Origin of the sequence: Streptomyces sp. CRCS-T-1, from assembly GCF_024442335.1 — a bacterium.
Taxonomy (GTDB): domain Bacteria; phylum Actinomycetota; class Actinomycetes; order Streptomycetales; family Streptomycetaceae; genus Streptomyces; species Streptomyces koelreuteriae.
In genome coordinates this window covers 6,217,388-6,233,841 of sequence record NZ_CP101651.1, presented here as the reverse complement: position 1 = coordinate 6,233,841, position 16,454 = coordinate 6,217,388, and the positions used below count along the sequence as shown (strand labels likewise).

At 68.3% G+C, this 16,454-nt stretch carries 15 protein-coding genes; 5 read left to right on the top strand and 10 right to left on the bottom strand.

Features of this window, described 5'->3' with window-relative positions:
- Positions 1-84 precede the first annotated feature (84 nt).
- The 4 genes from NNW99_RS28210 to NNW99_RS28195 form a co-directional block, all read right to left on the bottom strand.
- Positions 85-1,707, bottom strand: a complete 1,623-nt coding sequence (locus tag NNW99_RS28210; protein WP_215121975.1) for a cytochrome bc complex cytochrome b subunit — start codon at positions 1,705-1,707, stop codon at positions 85-87.
- Complete coding sequence (locus tag NNW99_RS28205) at positions 1,704-2,774, bottom strand: ubiquinol-cytochrome c reductase iron-sulfur subunit (RefSeq protein ID WP_215121974.1); 1,071 nt, start codon at positions 2,772-2,774, stop codon at positions 1,704-1,706. The genes NNW99_RS28210 and NNW99_RS28205 overlap by 4 nt, the downstream gene beginning before the upstream one ends.
- Entirely contained in the window at positions 2,771-3,583 is an 813-nt protein-coding gene (locus NNW99_RS28200) for a c-type cytochrome (RefSeq protein ID WP_215121973.1), read from the bottom strand. The genes NNW99_RS28205 and NNW99_RS28200 overlap by 4 nt, the downstream gene beginning before the upstream one ends.
- Before the next feature lie 81 nt (positions 3,584-3,664).
- The gene (locus NNW99_RS28195; RefSeq protein WP_215121972.1) at positions 3,665-4,285 is read right to left on the bottom strand and encodes a heme-copper oxidase subunit III; all 621 of its coding nucleotides are present in this window, start codon (positions 4,283-4,285) and stop codon (positions 3,665-3,667) included.
- 145 nt (positions 4,286-4,430) lie between these two features.
- Here NNW99_RS28195 and NNW99_RS28190 point away from each other — a divergent pair, with 145 nt between their 5' ends.
- Complete coding sequence (locus NNW99_RS28190) at positions 4,431-4,832, top strand: hypothetical protein (RefSeq protein ID WP_215121971.1); 402 nt, start codon at positions 4,431-4,433, stop codon at positions 4,830-4,832.
- A 76-nt stretch (positions 4,833-4,908) separates the two neighbouring features.
- Here NNW99_RS28190 and NNW99_RS28185 read toward each other — a convergent pair whose 3' ends face one another.
- The 4 genes from NNW99_RS28185 to coxB all read right to left on the bottom strand — a co-directional run bounded on the left by NNW99_RS28185 (position 4,909) and on the right by coxB (position 9,409).
- Positions 4,909-6,171 carry an Ig-like domain-containing protein gene (locus tag NNW99_RS28185; RefSeq protein WP_215121970.1) on the bottom strand — a complete coding sequence of 421 codons (1,263 nt, stop codon included), beginning with the start codon at positions 6,169-6,171 and terminating at the stop codon, positions 4,909-4,911.
- Positions 6,172-6,315: 144 nt separating this feature from the next.
- Positions 6,316-6,714 carry a cytochrome c oxidase subunit 4 gene (locus tag NNW99_RS28180; protein WP_215121969.1) on the bottom strand — a complete coding sequence of 133 codons (399 nt, stop codon included), beginning with the start codon at positions 6,712-6,714 and terminating at the stop codon, positions 6,316-6,318.
- Complete coding sequence (gene ctaD / locus NNW99_RS28175) at positions 6,711-8,447, bottom strand: cytochrome c oxidase subunit I (RefSeq protein ID WP_215121968.1); 1,737 nt, start codon at positions 8,445-8,447, stop codon at positions 6,711-6,713. The genes NNW99_RS28180 and ctaD overlap by 4 nt, the downstream gene beginning before the upstream one ends.
- Positions 8,444-9,409: a cytochrome c oxidase subunit II gene (gene coxB, locus NNW99_RS28170; RefSeq protein ID WP_215121967.1), complete on the bottom strand. Its 966-nt coding sequence runs from the start codon at positions 9,407-9,409 to the stop codon at positions 8,444-8,446. The genes ctaD and coxB overlap by 4 nt, the downstream gene beginning before the upstream one ends.
- Before the next feature lie 287 nt (positions 9,410-9,696).
- Between coxB and NNW99_RS28165 the strand changes: the two genes are divergently transcribed.
- Complete coding sequence (locus tag NNW99_RS28165; protein WP_215121966.1) at positions 9,697-11,076, top strand: cysteine desulfurase/sulfurtransferase TusA family protein; 1,380 nt, start codon at positions 9,697-9,699, stop codon at positions 11,074-11,076.
- 85 nt (positions 11,077-11,161) lie between these two features.
- Here NNW99_RS28165 and NNW99_RS28160 read toward each other — a convergent pair whose 3' ends face one another.
- Complete coding sequence (locus tag NNW99_RS28160) at positions 11,162-12,136, bottom strand: carbohydrate kinase family protein (RefSeq protein ID WP_215121965.1); 975 nt, start codon at positions 12,134-12,136, stop codon at positions 11,162-11,164.
- Between the two features lie 132 nt (positions 12,137-12,268).
- On the opposite strand from NNW99_RS28160, the gene NNW99_RS28155 reads away from it, so the two are divergent.
- Positions 12,269-12,478: a hypothetical protein gene (locus NNW99_RS28155; RefSeq protein ID WP_215121964.1), complete on the top strand. Its 210-nt coding sequence runs from the start codon at positions 12,269-12,271 to the stop codon at positions 12,476-12,478.
- Between the two features lie 145 nt (positions 12,479-12,623).
- Positions 12,624-14,516 carry a hypothetical protein gene (locus NNW99_RS28150; RefSeq protein ID WP_215121963.1) on the top strand — a complete coding sequence of 631 codons (1,893 nt, stop codon included), beginning with the start codon at positions 12,624-12,626 and terminating at the stop codon, positions 14,514-14,516.
- Positions 14,517-14,616: 100 nt separating this feature from the next.
- On the opposite strand, the gene erpA is transcribed toward NNW99_RS28150, so the two are convergent.
- Entirely contained in the window at positions 14,617-14,973 is a 357-nt protein-coding gene (gene erpA / locus NNW99_RS28145; RefSeq protein ID WP_215121962.1) for an iron-sulfur cluster insertion protein ErpA, read from the bottom strand.
- Between the two features lie 282 nt (positions 14,974-15,255).
- On the opposite strand from erpA, the gene nadA reads away from it, so the two are divergent.
- Positions 15,256-16,440 carry a quinolinate synthase NadA gene (gene nadA / locus NNW99_RS28140; RefSeq protein WP_215121961.1) on the top strand — a complete coding sequence of 395 codons (1,185 nt, stop codon included), beginning with the start codon at positions 15,256-15,258 and terminating at the stop codon, positions 16,438-16,440.
- The last annotated feature ends 14 nt before the right edge of the window (positions 16,441-16,454 follow it).

Below are 16,454 nucleotides of genomic sequence, written 5' to 3'. Positions count from 1 at the left end.
TCCCACCCTATCCAGCCCCGGGCACCACGAAGGGCCCCGTCCGAACACCGGACGAGGCCCTTCTGTGGCGTGGCGAAGCAGCGATCAGTGGTGGCCGTGGCCGCTCGTGATCTCCCGGTACTCCTCGGGGGTGGGCTTGGGGATCTGGGCCCCCTCGCCGAAGTAGGACTCGCTGAGCTTGGCGCGCAGCTTCTCGGAGCCCTTCACCTTGCGCTCGACACCGTTCTCGTCGGTCGTCGCACCGATCTCGGCCGGCTGGTACTGCTCGTGCGCGGTGAGCGTGTACATCTGCTCCTGGCTGAGCGGCTCGTGCACCTCGATGAACTCACCGTGCGGCAGGCGCTTGATGATGCCCGACTCACGGCCGTGCAGCACCTTGTCCTTGTCCCGGCGCTGCAGGCCGAGGCAGATGCGCTTGGTGACGATGAACGCGAGGACCGGTCCGACGAAGAACCCGATCCGGACGAACCAGGTGACCGCGTTGATCGACAGATGGAAGTGCGTGGCGACGATGTCGTTGCCACCGCCGATCAGCATGATGATGTAGCCGGTGATCCAGGCGACACCCACACCGGTACGGGTCGGGGCGTTGCGCGGCCGGTCCAGGATGTGGTGCTCGCGCTTGTCCCCGGTGACCCACGACTCGATGAACGGGTAGAGGGCGATGATCCCGAGGAAGACACCGAAGAGCACCAGCGGGATGAACACGCCCAGGACCAGTGTGTGGCCCCAGAAGTTGACCTCCCAGCCAGGCATCGCGCGGATCAGACCCTCGGCGAAGCCCATGTACCAGTCGGGCTGGGCACCGGTCGACACCTGGTCGGGACGGTAGGGGCCCAGGACCCAGATCGGGTTGATCGTCGCGATGCCGGCGAGGGCCGCGATGACACCGAAGACCAGGAAGAAGAAGCCTCCGGCCTTGGCCATGTAGACCGGCAGCAGCGGCATGCCGACGACGTTCTTGTTGGTCCGTCCGGGACCCGCGAACTGGGTGTGCTTGTGGTAGAAGACCAGGATCAGGTGGCCGACCACGAGCCCGAGCATGATGCCCGGCAGCAGCAGGATGTGGATCGAGTAGAACCGGGCGACGAAGTCGGTGCCCGGGAACTCCCCGCCGAACAGGAACATCGAGATGTACGTGCCCACGATCGGCACGGACAGGATCGCGCCCTGCGTGAAGCGGACACCGGTGCCGGAGAGCAGGTCGTCCGGGAGCGAGTAGCCGGTGAAGCCGGTGAACATGCCGAGGACGAACAGCAGGAAGCCGAACATCCAGTTGATCTCGCGCGGCTTGCGGAACGCGCCGGTGAAGAAGACGCGCATCATGTGCACGAACATGCCGGCGAGGAAGATGATCGCCGCCCAGTGGTGGATCTGCCGGATCAGCAGACCGCCGCGGACGTCGAAGCTGATGTCCAGGGTGGAGGCGAACGCCTCCGACATCAGCTGCCCCTGGAGCGGGACGTAACTGCCGTGGTACTCCACCTCGTTCATCGACGGGTGGAAGAACAGCGTCAGATACACACCCGTGAGGATGATGATGATGAAGCTGTAGAGGCAGATCTCACCCAGCATGAAGGACCAGTGGTCCGGGAAGATCTTGCGCATGTTGGCCTTGGCCAGGGAGTAGATCCCGAGGCGGCCGTCGGCCCAGTCGGCGACCCGCTCACCCGCGGGTGCCTTGCGGCGTGTCTGTGCAGTGCTCATCCGCGCTCCCAGAAAGCAGGGCCGACGGGCTCGTCGAAGTCGCCGAGCGCCTCAAGATAGCCCTCGTCGTTCACGCCGATGCGGAGCTGCGGCAGGGCGTGACCGGCGGGACCGAAGATCACTCGGGCACCGTCGGAGAGGTCGAAGGTGGACTGGTGGCAGGGGCAGAGCACGTGGTGCGTCTGCTGCTCGTACAGGGAGATCGGGCAACCGACGTGGGTGCAGATCTTCGAGTACGCGACGATGCCCTCGTGCGACCACTCGAGCTCGCGCTTGTCCTTGATGTTCTCCGGCTGGATCCGGACGATCATCAGGGCGGCCTTGGCGATCTCGTTCTGGAAATCGTGGTCGTGCTCCTCCAGGCCCTCGGGCTTGGCGAAGGTCAGCGAACCGACCGCGACGTCCGAGGGACGCAGCGGCTCGTCCGTGTTCATGTTGACGAGCAGCTTGCCCTTGGACCACAGGGTGTGGCGGAGCTTGGTGCCGGGCAGCGGGCCGAGGTCGCGCAGCAGCACGACGCCGGAGAGCGGCACCAGCGTGAGCGCGCCGAGCATGGTGTTGCGGATCAGCTTGCGGCGGCCGAGCGCCGACTCCTTGGCGCCCTGCTTGAAGTCCGCGAAGACCTTCTCGCGGACCTCGGGCGTCGCCGCGATCGCGTGCCGCTCGTCGGCGACCTCCACGTCGGACATCAGGGTGCGCGCCCAGTGGACGGCGCCCGCGCCGATGCAGAACAGCGCGATGCCGAGCGTCATGCCCAGCGCGAAGTTCAGCGCGCTGATGTGACCCAGCGGGAAGATGAAGACCGACTTGTCGACCGGGATCGCCACGAACGCGGCGATGAAGGCGACGGTGGCCAGCATCGACACCGTGAACAGCAGGGCGACCGTACGCTCGGACCGCCTGGCGGCCCGCTCGTCGATGTCCTGGATCCGGTGCTCGTGGGGAGGCAGGCCCGGGTCGGCGAAGGGGTGCTTGTCGTCCGGGACGCTCACCGCGTCGTGCCCGTGCTCGTCACGTCCCGCGTGCTCGGCGGGCAGGTTCTCTTCTGGAATGTCTTGGCTACTCATGACTTCTTGGCCTTTGCGGTCCGGGCGGCGACCCACACGGCGACGGCGATCAGTCCGCCGAGACCGAAGATCCAGCCGAACAGGCCCTCGCTGACCGGCCCGAGGCCGCCGAGCTCGAGGCCGCCGGGGCTCTCGGTCTGGTCGCTGTTGACCGCGTCGAGGTAAGCGATGATGTCCTTCTTGTTCTTCTCCGACAGCGTGGTGTCGGGGAAGGACGGCATGTTCTGCGGGCCGGTCTGCATGGCCTCGTAGATGTGCTTCGCGGAGACGCCCTCGAGGGTCGGCGCGTACTTGCCGTGCGTCAGCGCGCCGCCCTTGCCGGTGAAGTTGTGGCACTGCGCGCAGTTGGTGCGGAACAGCTCACCGCCCTTGGCGATGTCGGCGCCCTCGGGGCCGTACTGCTCCTCCGTCGGAACGGACGGACCGGCACCCAGCGAGGCGATGTACGCCGCGAGCTGGTCGATCTCGGCCTGCGAGTAGATGTTCTTCTTCTTCGGGACCTGCGGGCCCTGCGAGGTGGCGGCCGGCATACGGCCCGTGCCCACCTGGAAGTCGACCGATGCCGCGCCCACACCCACCAGGCTCGGCCCGTCGGAGGTGCCCTGACCGCCGGTGCCGTGGCAACTGGCGCAGCCGACCGAGTAGAGCTTCTTGCCCTCCTCGATGGTGAGGGACTGGGCGGTTTCGTCGGCCTTCGCCGGGCTCGTCGGTGCGAACACGGCATACAGCCCCCCGGTGCATGCCAGCGCGAGGAGTAGGACGACGAGCGCCGCCAGCGGGTGGCGTCGTCGTGCGGAGAGCTTTTTCACGGATTACCCCGGTGTCAGGATCTTCTGCGTCGATGCTTCTGGGATGCGCGCTTCATGGAGCACGCGTGGATGCGGGCCCTGCTACTTGATCATGTAGATCGTGGCGAAGAGGCCGATCCAGACGACATCGACGAAGTGCCAGTAGTAGGACACGACGATCGCGGCCGTCGCCTGCTCATGGGTGAACCTGCTGGCCGCGTAGGTCCGGCCGAGGACCAGCAGGAAGGCGATGAGGCCGCCCGTCACGTGCAGGCCGTGGAAGCCGGTCGTCAGGTAGAACACCGAGCCGTAGGGGTCGGAGGACAGGGACAGGCCCGCCTCCTTGACCAGCTCCGTGTACTCGAGGACCTGACCGCCGATGAAGATCGCACCCATCACGAAGGTGACGATGAACCACATCCGGAGCTTCTTCACATCACCGCGCTCGGCGGCGAAGACGCCGAGCTGGCAGGTGAGGGAGGAGAGCACCAGGATGGTGGTGTTCGCCGCCGAGAACGGGAAGTTGAGATGGCCGGCCATCTCCTTCCAGTGCTCGGCACCGGTCACCGATCGCAGGGTGAAGTACATCGCGAAGAGGGCCGCGAAGAACATCAGCTCGGAACTCAACCAGATGATGGTTCCGACGCTGGTGAGGTTCGGCCGATTGACCGACGGGTGCGCGTGCCCGGTTTCTGCTGTCGTTGCTGTCGCCACGACCGACATTATGTCGGTCGCTTATCCCGCCCTCACTCCGGGGGGTGCCGTTCGGAGTGTCTTCGCCTGTCGTACCGGTGTTGACGTGGTGTTCAAGGGAGTAGCATCCCGCCCATCGGGCCTGTCCTTACGACGCTGACGTCACGGAGGAACAATGCAGCCGACCGCCACGGTGCTGGTCTACAGCGACAACTCCAACACCCGCGAGCAGGTGCGGCTGGCCACGGGACGGCGGCCGGCGCCGGATGTTCCCGTGGTGGAGTTCCTGGAGTGCGCGACCCCGGACGCGGTGCTCAGGGAGCTGGACCGGGGCGGGATCGATGTCTGTGTGCTGGACGGTGAGGCCGTGCCGATGGGCGGCATGGGGGTCTGCCGGCAGATCAAGGACGAGGTGTTCCACTGCCCGCCGGTGTTGCTGCTGATCGGGCGGCCGCAGGATGCGTGGCTGGCGACCTGGAGTCGGGCGGAGTCGGCTGTGACGCTGCCGGTGGAGCCGGTGGAGTTCGCGGCCGCGCTGGCTGCTTTGCTGCGGGAGAAGAAGGCTCTGAACGCCTGAGGGCTCGGGGCTGCCGGTTGTGTGGCGGGTGCGGGTGTGTGGGGGTTGTTCGCACAGTTCCCCGCGCCCCTTCAGGTCAGATGCTCTGAGGGCGTAGACGGGCCCTGTCGGCCTCTGCGGGGCCGTCCGGGGTGCCGCCGAGGAGGGCGCTGCCTGTGCGCCACTTCTGCCAGTCGAGGTTCCAGTCGCCGAAGCCGTTGCCGAAGGGGGCCATGGTGTCGCCGCCGGAGTTGATGACCTTGACGATGTCGCCCTCGCGTACGGTGTCGTAGAACCAGGCGGCGTTCTCGGTGCTCATGCCGGTGCAGCCGTGGCTGACGTTGGCGGCTCCCTGGGAGCCGACCGACCAGGGGGCGGCGTGGACGTACTCGCCGCTGTTGGTGACCCGCACCGAGTGGTGGACGATCAGGTCGTAGAAGTCCGAGGCGCCGATGCTGGCGCTGGTCATGCGGACGGTGCCTTCCTTGGCCAGGACGACCTTGACGCCGTTGCGCGTGTCGTAGCCGGGCATACCGGTGGTCACCGGTATCTGGCGGATGATCTCGTCGTTCTTGTAGACCGTCATCTGGTGGGCCGAGGCGTCCGTGACGGCTATGAGCTTGTCGGCGGTGCTGAAGGTCAGCGGTTTGGCCTTGCCGCCGCCCCACAGCCGGTCGCCGATCTTGATGCCCTCCAGGTTGCTGCGGACCTGGACGGTGGCCTGTGCGGGCCAGTAGTCCTTCGGGCGGTAGTGGAGCTTCTTCTCGTCCACCCAGTGCCAGGCGCCGTCCACGGCGGGCATGGAGCTGACCTTGAGCGCGCGTTCGACGACGGCCCGCTGGGCCCTGTCCTTGACGGCCCGGCTCAGCTCGGCGGTGACGGGCTGGCCGACGCCGTAGGTGCCCGTCCTGGGGCCGAAGGTGACGTCCAGGCGCTTCTTGGTGGTGGGCTTGCCCGTGTCGAAGGTGAGGACCTTGCGGCCGGGCGCGCCGTCCTCGTCCTCGGTGCTCACCCGGACCGTGTAGCCGGCGTTGGCGGCGAGCGGCGCGGTGCTGTGCCAGCGGCTGCCGTCGGCGGCGAGTTCGCCCGCCAGGTAGCGTCCGGTGGCGTCGTAGGCCGTGACGTCCGTGATGCGCCCGTCGGAGTCCTCGGCGACCACTTCCAGGGGCTTGTCCGGGTCGGCCTTCTCGCGGCCCTCCACGGGGCCGTTGAAGGAGATCTGGTCCGCCGCGTCGTAGGGACGGTGGGAGAGCGGGTTGCCGTCCGCGCCGCAGGCGGTGGTGACGCCCGCGCTGAGGGCTATCACCAGCAGCGTGCAACCGACGACGGTGCGGGGCCGGGGTATCGCTGAGTGGCTCATGACCTCACGCTAGGAAGGCCCGTCAACGGCGGCACGCCGAGAGACTCGTACGAGTGACACATATTGCGGCGGAAGGGCGGCATGCGGCAGGGGCCCGGACGCTCCTCGCGGAGTGTCCGGGCCCCTGTGGCATTTGGGCGCGTGTTACTGGGTGCGGTTCTCACCGCGGTAGTACTCGAAGACCCAGCCCCAGACGCCGATCAGGATGATCGGCAGGGAGAAGTACATCAGCCACCAGCCGATGGCGACCGACAGGAAGGCCAGGGCGCCGCCGATGGCCAGGGACAGCGGCTGCCAGCTGTGCGGGCTGAAGAACCCGACCTCGCCGGCGTCGTCCGCGACGTCCGCCTCCTTGTTGTCCTGTGCGCCGACGTCGACCCGCTTGGCCGTGAAGCCGAGGTAGAAGCCAATCATGATGCACAGGCCGAAGGTCATGAAGAGGGCCGTGGTACCTACCGGCTCCTTCGACCACACGCCATAGACGACCGCCATGACGAGGACGAAGAAGCTCAGCCACATGAACATCTTGCCCTGGATCTTCACTTGCCGGCCTCCTTGCCGCCGGCGAGGGCCTTCTCGCCGTGCCCCGCGTTCTCGAGCTGGTCGAGAGCGGCGATCTCCGGGTGGTGCAGGTCGAACGCCGGGGATTCGCTGCGGATCCGCGGCATGGTGATGAAGTTGTGGCGCGGCGGCGGGCAGGAGGTGGCCCACTCCAGGGAGCGGCCGTAGCCCCACGGGTCGTCGACCTCGACCGTCTTGCCGTACTTGGCCGTCTTCCACACGTTGTAGAAGAACGGCAGGATCGACATGCCGAGCAGGAACGAGCTGATCGTCGAGATCGTGTTCAGCGCGGTGAAGCCGTCGGCCGCGAGGTAGTCCGCGTAACGGCGCGGCATGCCCTCGGCACCCAGCCAGTGCTGGACCAGGAACGTGCCGTGGAAACCGATGAACAGCGTCCAGAAGGTGATCTTGCCGAGGCGCTCGTCCAGCATCTTGCCGGTCCACTTCGGCCACCAGAAGTGGAAGCCGGAGAACATCGCGAAGACCACGGTGCCGAAGACGACGTAGTGGAAGTGCGCGACCACGAAGTACGAGTCGGAGACGTGGAAGTCCATCGGCGGCGAGGCCAGGATGACACCGGTCAGACCACCGAAGGTGAAGGTGATCAGGAAGCCGGTCGCCCAGAGCATCGGTGTCTCGAAGGACAACGAGCCCTTCCACATCGTGCCGATCCAGTTGAAGAACTTCACACCGGTCGGGACCGCGATCAGGAAGGTCATGAAGGAGAAGAACGGCAGCAGCACACCGCCGGTGACGTACATGTGGTGGGCCCACACCGTCACGGACAGACCCGCGATCGCGATGGTCGCGCCGATCAGACCCGTGTAACCGAACATCGGCTTACGGGAGAAGACCGGGATGACCTCGGAGATGATGCCGAAGAACGGCAGCGCGATGATGTACACCTCTGGATGGCCGAAGAACCAGAAGAGGTGCTGCCACAGCAACGCCCCGCCGTTGGCGGAGTCGAAGATGTGGGCGCCGAACTTGCGGTCCGCCTCCAGGGCGAACAGCGCGGCCGCGAGGACCGGGAAGGCGAGCAGGACCAGCACACCGGTCAGCAGCACGTTCCACACGAAGATCGGCATGCGGAACATCGTCATGCCCGGGGCGCGCATGCAGATGATCGTGGTGATGAAGTTGACCGAGCCGAGGATGGTGCCGAAGCCGGAGAAGGCCAGACCCATGATCCACATGTCGGCGCCGATGCCCGGGCTGCGGACGGCGTCCGAGAGCGGGCTGTAGGCGAACCAGCCGAAGTCGGCCGCGCCCTGCGGGGTGAGGAAGCCACCGACCGCGATGAGCGAGCCGAAGAGGTACAGCCAGTAGGCGAACATGTTCAGCCGCGGGAACGCCACGTCGGGCGCGCCGATCTGCAGCGGCATGATCCAGTTCGCGAAGCCGGCGAACAGCGGCGTCGCGAACATCAGCAGCATGATCGTGCCGTGCATCGTGAACGCCTGGTTGAACTGCTCGTTCGACATGATCTGCAGACCCGGCCGGGCCAGCTCGGCGCGCATGAACAGCGCCATCACGCCACCGATGACGAAGAAGGCGAACGATGTAATCAGGTACATCGTGCCGATCGTCTTGTGGTCGGTCGTCGTCAGCCACTTGACCACGACACTGCCGCGGTTCTGGCGCCTGACCGGCAACTCGTCCGCATAGTGGGACCCTGCTGCCGCGGCACCCTGGGGTTCGTTGAGGATGCTCACAGGTTGTTCGTCTCCCGGTTCTTCTCGTGGCTCGTCTGCGCGATGCCGGCAGGAACGTAACCGTTCTGCTGCTTGTCCACGAGGTCCTTGAGGTGCTGCTCGTAGCGCTCGGGGGAGACGACCTTCACGTTGAACAGCATCCGAGAGTGGTCGACGCCGCAGAGCTCGGCGCACTTGCCCATGAAGGTGCCCTCCTTGTTGGGGGTCACCTCGAAGGCGTTGGTGTGGCCCGGGATGACGTCCTGCTTCATCAGGAACGGCACCACCCAGAAGGAGTGGATGACGTCACGCGAGGTCAGCACGAAGCGGACCGTCTTGCCCTTGGGCAGCCAGAGCGTCGGACCGGGGTTGCCGTTCTGCGGGTTCCGCGTACCGGGGGTGCCGCAGTCGTAGGCGCCGCCGGCGTTCGCCGGGAAGTCTTCCTTGAACCGGTCCGGGATCGCGTCCAGGTCCTTGGAGGTCTTGGCGTCACCGGTGGAACCCGCGACGGGCTCGATGTAGTTGAAGCACCAGCTCCACTGGAAGCCGACCACGTTGACCGTGACGTCGGGCTTCTTCTTGAGGCTGAGCAGCTCGGACTCGTCACGGGCGGTGAAGTAGAACAGCACCGAGACGATGATGAGCGGGACCACGGTGTACAGCGCCTCGATGGGCATGTTGTACCGGGTCTGTGGGGGAACTTCGACCTTGGTGCGGCTGCGCCGGTGGAAGAAAGCACTCCACAGGATCAGACCCCACACCAGCACGCCAACGGCGAGCGCAGCCGCCCAGGACCCCTGCCACAGGGAGAGGATCCGAGGAGCCTCTTCCGTGGTCGGGGTGGGCATACCAAGGCGGGGGAAGTCTTCCCAGTTGTACGAGCAACCGGTGGCTGTCGCCAAGACCAGGCCCGCGGTCAGTGCCTGCAGCAGCTTCCGCCGCATCGGGCGCCGCGGCGAGCGGTCGGAGCCGTTGGGACTCACGTAGCGCCTTCCCGAGAGTCTCGCCCGCGCGGATCGGCTGCGGCCTGGCCTTCTCGCTGGTCGGTCGCCGCCCTGCGTCGGGCAGGGGTTTGGATGTTTATGCGGACCAAACCCTAGCCGACGCCCTCCGGGGGTTCTCTAGGAGGGGTGCCTAGTGGGGTGGGGTGTTCGCTTGATTGGCGGGTGCGGCGGTCGTTGTGGCTTGTCGCGCCCCGCGGCGGAGCCGCAGATGTCTCAGGCCCGTGCCCCTTGGGGCATCTCCCAGCTGCACGTTCTAGCGTTGCTGTGTGGCCTACTTCGATGCTGCTTCTGGTGCTCCGCTTCATTCTGTTGCCCGGCAGGCTCTGCTGGCCTCCCTTGATGAGGGGTGGGCGGATCCGGCGCGGTTGTACAGGGAGGGGCGGCGGGCTCGGATGCTGTTGGACGCCGCTCGGGAGGCCGCTGCCGAGGCGGTGGGGTGCCGGGTGGACGAGCTGGTGTTCACCTCGTCCGGAACGCGTGCGGTGCATACGGGGATTGCGGGGGCGCTGGCCGGGCGGCGGCGGGTCGGGCGCCACCTGATCGTGTCGGCGGTCGAACATTCTTCTGTCCTCCATTCGGCCGAGGTGCACGAGTCGGGCGGCGGGTCCGTCACCGAGGTGCCGGTCGACCGGGGCGGGGCGGTGGACCCGGCGGCGTACGGCGACGCCCTGCGCGCGGACACCGCGCTGGCCTGTCTCCAGTCGGCCAATCACGAGGTGGGCACGGAGCAGCCCGTCGCGGCGGTGGCCGGACGGTGCCGGGAGGCCGGGGTGCCGTTGCTGGTGGACGCCGCGCAGTCGCTCGGCTGGGGGCCGGTGGAAGGGGACTGGTCGCTGCTCACGGCCAGTGCGCACAAGTGGGGTGGGCCGTCCGGGGTCGGGCTGCTCGTCGTGCGCAAGGGTGTGCGGTTCTCGGCGCAAGGGCCGGTGGACGAGCGGGAGTCGGGGCGGGCGCCCGGTTTCGAGAACCTTCCGGCGATCGTGGCCGCGGCCGCTTCCCTGCGGGCCGTACGGGCGGAGGCCGCCGCGGAGGCCGCGCGGCTGCGGGAGCTGACGGAGCGGATCCGGGCCCGGGTACCGGGGCTGGTGCCCGACGTCGAGGTGGTCGGGGACCCGGTGCGCCGGCTGCCCGGGGTCGTCACCTTCTCCTGTCTCTATGTCGACGGGGAGGCTCTGCTGCACGAGCTGGACCGGGAGGGTTTCTCCGTCTCGTCCGGATCGTCCTGCACGAGCAGCACGCTGACGCCGAGCCATGTGCTGCGGGCGATGGGCGTGCTGAGCGAGGGCAATGTGCGGGTGTCGCTGCCGGTCGGGGCGGCGGAGGAGGATGTGGAGCGGTTCCTCGCCGTACTGCCGGGGGCTGTGGCGGGAGTGCGGGAGAAGCTGGGGGCGCCGGTCTCCGGGGCGGTGGTGCGGGAGGCGGACGTCCTCGTCGTGGACTCCCTGGGCAAGCGGTGCCCGATCCCCGTGATCGAGCTGGCGAAGGTGATCGGCGATGTGCCGGTGGGGGGCCTGGTCCGGGTCCTGTCCGATGACGAGGCGGCGCGGCTGGACATTCCCGCGTGGTGCGAGATGCGGGGCCAGGAGTACGTAGGGGAGGAGCCGGCGGACAAGGGAACGGCATACTTGATCCGCCGGGTGAGCTGAGAAACCCAGGGGCGCGGGGCTGTATCGATGTGCGGCTCCGCCGCGTGGGCGCGACCAGCCCCCACGCCCCTGAACTCGGCAACGGTCAGGCCAGATGCCCCTGAACCTCGGTCGCCGCCTCGTCGCCGTACGCCTTGGTGAATCGCTCCATGAAGTGCCCCCGCCGCAGCTGGTACTCCTGCGTCCCCACCGTCTCGATGACGAGGGTCGCCAGCATGCAGCCGACCTGCGCGGCCCGCTCCAGGGAGACACCCCACGCCAGGCCCGACATGAAGCCCGCGCGGAACGCGTCGCCGACGCCCGTGGGGTCGGCCTTGCGCTCCTCGTCCGGCGTGCCGACCTCGATCGGGTCCTCGCCGACCCGCTCGATGCGGACGCCGCGCGCGCCGAGGGTGGTGACGCGGTGACCCACCCTGGACAGGATCTCGGAGTCGCTCCAGCCGGTCTTGGTCTCGATGAGGCCCTTCTCGTACTCGTTGGAGAAGAGGTACGTCGCCCCGTCCAGCAGGATGCGGATCTCCTCGCCGTTCATCCGGGCGATCTGCTGGGAGAAGTCGGCGGCGAACGGGATGGACCGGGAGCGGCACTCCTCGGTGTGGCGGAGCATCGCCTCCGGGTCGTCCGCGCCGATGGAGACCAGGTCGAGTCCGCCGACCCGGTCGGCGACGGTCTTCAGCTCGATGAGGCGGGCCTCGCTCATGGCGCCCGTGTAGAAGGAGCCGATCTGGTTGTGGTCGGCGTCGGTCGTGCACACGAAGCGGGCGGTGTGCAGCGTGTCGGAGATACGGACGGAGTCGGTGTCGACGCCGTGCCGGTCGAGCCAGGCGCGGTACTCGTCGAAGTCCGCGCCCGCGGCGCCGACCAGGATCGGCCGGGTGCCGAGCTGACCCATGCCGAACGCGATGTTCGCGGCGACGCCGCCGCGGCGGACGTCGAGCTTGTCGACCAGGAACGACAGCGAGACCGTGTGCAGCTGGTCCGCTACGAGCTGGTCGGCGAAGCGACCGGGGAAGGTCATGAGGTGGTCGGTGGCGATGGAGCCGGTGACTGCGATGCGCACGGCGTGGATTCTCCTGAGGGAGGCGGGCCTTGACACTTCACGCTATCGGGTGGACGGGCCGGCGCTGAAGGCAGCGAAACTACCCGATAGTAGATCTTTCTCCGCGAGCTCGAGCGTGCCTACGGTGCGGCTATGACGAACCTCAAGGTCCAGGTACCCGTTCCGGTCGACCTCGAAGGCGATCTCGCCTCGCTGCCGGGTGACGGGGCGCGGATGGCTCCCCACTGGGCGGCTCCCGACCGCATCGCCTCCCGGCCCGTCTCGCCGGCCCTGATCCACGGCGTGACCGTACCCACGGCGTCGGCCCGGCTGCTCGACGCCATGTCGGACTACGGGGACTGACCGGCCCCCCGCGGGAACCGTGTGCTCCCCCGCTGCGTCCCATCGCTGTCCCCCGTAAAGGGGAGGCGGGATACGACCCACCAGCCGCCCGTGAGTGACCGGTCCGGGTCCCATGGGACGGCTGTGCAGCCGAAGGAGCGATGCGGTGAACACCGAGCGACCCGACAACGACGACGACGCCAGGGAAGCGGGCGGCGCCGGAGCCGCCGACCCTGCCCGTGACACCGGGGGCGTCTGTGACGGTGAACGGGGTTCGGCGGACGCGCAGGACGCGACCGAGGCCGCCGAGCCCCGTGAGGCCGACACGCCCGGGGTCGCTGAGACGGAGCAGGACGCCGACGCCGATCAGGCCCCTGAGGCTCCCGCTCCGGAGGCATCCGAGGTGCGTGAGTCCGAGGCCCGTAAGGACGACACGGCCCCGGAAGCGGAAGCGGAAGCAGAAGGGGAAGCCGAAACAGAACCGGACACCGACGCGGACACGGCAGCGAAGGCCGAATCAGAAGCCGCCGCGACGCCGGACGACACCGACCCGCTCCGTGACACCGGCACGCCGGACAGCGAGCTGCCCCGCAGCGAGGAGGACCTGGTCCACCCGGGCGGCGGTCGGCCCCGGACGCCCGCGATCATCGCCTCCGTCGCCGCCGCCGTACTGCTGATCGGCGGGGGCGGGGCCTGGCTCGCCACCAACGTGGCCGGTGGGTCGGGCGACGGGCAGACGTCCGGCGCGCCCGGCGGGGACGACACTCCCCCGCCGCTGGCGCTCGACGGGTACTCGGATTCGACCTCCGGCGAGGGCAACGGCATCGCGCCCGGTGAACCCAACCCCTACGGCGCCACCTACAAGCTCGGCGGCGCGCTGCCGGACGGCCCCGGCGAGGCGCCGGTGTACCGGGCGCAGGGCGAGGTCACCAAGGAGGACGTGGCCCGGCTGGCGAAGGCCCTCGGGGTCGAGGGAACGCCGGTGACGCAGGGCGAGGCCTGGAAGGTCGGAGCCGGTCAGGACGGTTCGGGGCCGAGTCTCCAGGTGAACAAGCAGGCGCCGGGAGCCTGGACGTTCAACCGCTACGCCCCGGGCACCGACGACTGCAAGGGCACCGACACCTGCACGGCTCCGCAGTCCGGCGGCAGCCCGGTGAGCGAGGCGGAGGCCGAGAAGGCCGCGGCGCCGGTGCTGAAGGCGCTGGGGCAGGACGCCGCGAAGCTGGACGCGAGCCAGGTCATGGGCGCCCAGCGGGTGGTGAACGCCGCTCCCGAGATCGGCGGACTGCCGACGCACGGCTGGAACACCGGGGTCACGGTCGGCTCCGAGGGCGAGGTCGTCGGCGGCAGCGGTCAGCTCAAGGCGCCGGCCGAGGGGGACACGTACCCCGTGGTCAGTGCCAAGAAGGCGCTGGAGCTGATGGAGGAGCGGCCGACGAGCGATCACCGGATGGGCATCGGCGGCTGTGCGAGCGCCGTGCCGCTGAAGGACCGGCTGGAGGAGCCCTGCGGATCATCCGCGAGCGGCTCTCCCGGGCAGGGGCAGCAGGACTCCGTCACGGTCGAGGGCGCGGTGTTCGGACTGGCCTCGCACTTCGTGGACGGGCGCCAGGCGCTGGTGCCGTCCTGGCTGTTCGAGGTGACGGCGCCGGGGGCGAAGGACCCGTTCACGGTGACGTACCCGGCGGTCGACCCGAAGTATCTGACGTCCTCCGCGCCGAGCGAGCCGAGTGACAAGGCGACGTCGGCCCCCTCGCCGCGCGACGTCGAGGTGGACGGCTACCGGGCCGAGGGTGACGAGCTGACCGTGACCTTCATGGGCGGGGTGTGCGCCGACTACGACGTGAAGGCGAGCGAGAAGGGCGGCGAGGTGACGGTCGAGGTGACCTCCACCGCGTGGCCGGACAAGGTCTGCATCATGGTCGCGAAGAAGTTCCAGGAGACCGTGCGGCTGGACGAGCCGCTGGGTGACCGTGCGGTCGTGGACTCGGACGGCAAGGCGGTCCCGCTGGCCAAGGAGGGCGCGCGGCTGCCGGCTCCCCCCACGCGGGAGCGCTAGGACCGGCCCGGGCAGGTAGCGAACACGAAGGCGGCGGCCCCGTCGGAGGGGGCCGCCGCCTTCGTCATGTCCGCTGCCGCTCGGTGGCGGCCCGGCGGGCTCAGCTGAAGGAGTCGCCGCAGGCGCAGGAGCCGGTCGCGTTCGGGTTGTCGATCGTGAAGCCCTGCTTCTCGATCGTGTCCACGAAGTCGATCGTGGCACCGATCAGGTACGGGGCGCTCATGCGGTCCGTGACGACCTTCACACCGCCGAAGTCCTTCTCGACGTCGCCGTCGAGGGAACGCTCGTCGAAGAAGAGCTGGTAGCGCAGGCCGGAGCAGCCGCCGGGCTGGACGGCGACGCGCAGCGCGAGGTCGTCGCGGCCTTCCTGGTCGAGCAGGGTCTTGACCTTGTCCGCGGCGGCGTCGGTCAGGATGATGCCGTCGCTGACGGTGGTGGTCTCGTCCGATACGGACATCTACATCTCTCCCGGGTTGTACGGAGACTGCTTGCCGACGTGTCCAACCGGCGGGGCCGCGGATTCATTCCGGGCCGGGCGCTCGATTTACGGCTTCGTTTCATGCTCGCACACACGCCGGGAACCGGAAAACGGCTCATTCCCGGTCTTCCCGGGAATGAACGGCGGCCCACCGGGATTCACGTCACACAGACGCTATGGCCATCGTCAAAGTGACGTGAAGCAGTTATGATAGATAGCGTCATATCGACGAAAAGTCGCGGAACAGAAAGGGTGCGTGTCGTGACCACCGCCCAGCCCCAGGAGCTCGACGTACAGCCGACGCCCCTCGCCCTGCTGCTCCTCGGCCGTGAGGCCGACCCCAGGAGCGAGCGCGGCGTGGAGTGCCCCGGCGACCTGCCCTCGCCGTCCGACCCGGACCTGGTGGAGCGCGCCCGCAAGGCCAAGGAGAAGCTCGGGGACAAGGTCTTCGTGCTCGGCCACCACTACCAGCGCGACGAGGTCATCCAGTTCGCCGACGTCACCGGTGACTCCTTCAAGCTGGCCAAGGACGCCGCCGCCCGCCCCGAGGCCGAGTACATCGTGTTCTGCGGTGTGCACTTCATGGCCGAGTCCGCGGACATCCTGACCTCCGACGACCAGAAGGTGGTCCTGCCCGACCTGGCCGCCGGCTGCTCGATGGCCGACATGGCGACGGCCGAGCAGGTCGCCGAGTGCTGGGACGTGCTGACCGAGGCCGGGATAGCCGAGCAGGTCGTGCCCGTCTCGTACATGAACTCGTCCGCCGACATCAAGGCGTTCACGGGCAAGCACGGCGGCACGATCTGCACCTCCTCGAACGCGAAACGGGCCCTGGACTGGGCCTTCGAGCAGGGCGAGAAAGTGCTCTTCCTCCCCGACCAGCACCTCGGCCGCAACACCGCCGTGCGGGACATGGGCATGTCCCTGGAGGACTGCGTCCTCTACAACCCGCACAAGCCGAACGGCGGCCTCACGACCGAGGAACTGCGCGCCGCGAAGATGATCCTGTGGCGCGGCCACTGCTCGGTCCACGGCCGCTTCAGCCTCGACTCGGTGAACGACGTACGCGAGCGCATCCCGGGCGTGAACGTCCTGGTCCACCCCGAGTGCCGCCACGAGGTCGTGGCCGCGGCGGACTACGTCGGCTCGACGGAGTACATCATCAAGGCCCTGGAGGCCGCCCCGGCCGGCTCCAAGTGGGCCATCGGCACGGAACTGAACCTGGTCCGCCGCCTGGCGAACCGCTTCGCACCCGAGGACAAGGAGATCGTCTTCCTCGACAAGACGGTCTGCTTCTGCTCCACGATGAACCGCATCGACCTCCCCCACCTGGTCTGGGCCCTGGAGTCCCTGGCCGAGGGCAACCTCGTCAACCGCATCGAGGTGGACAAGGAGACGGAGGCGTTCGCGAAGCTGGCGCTGGAGCGGATGCTGGCGCTGCCGTAGCCCTTAGCCCTTAG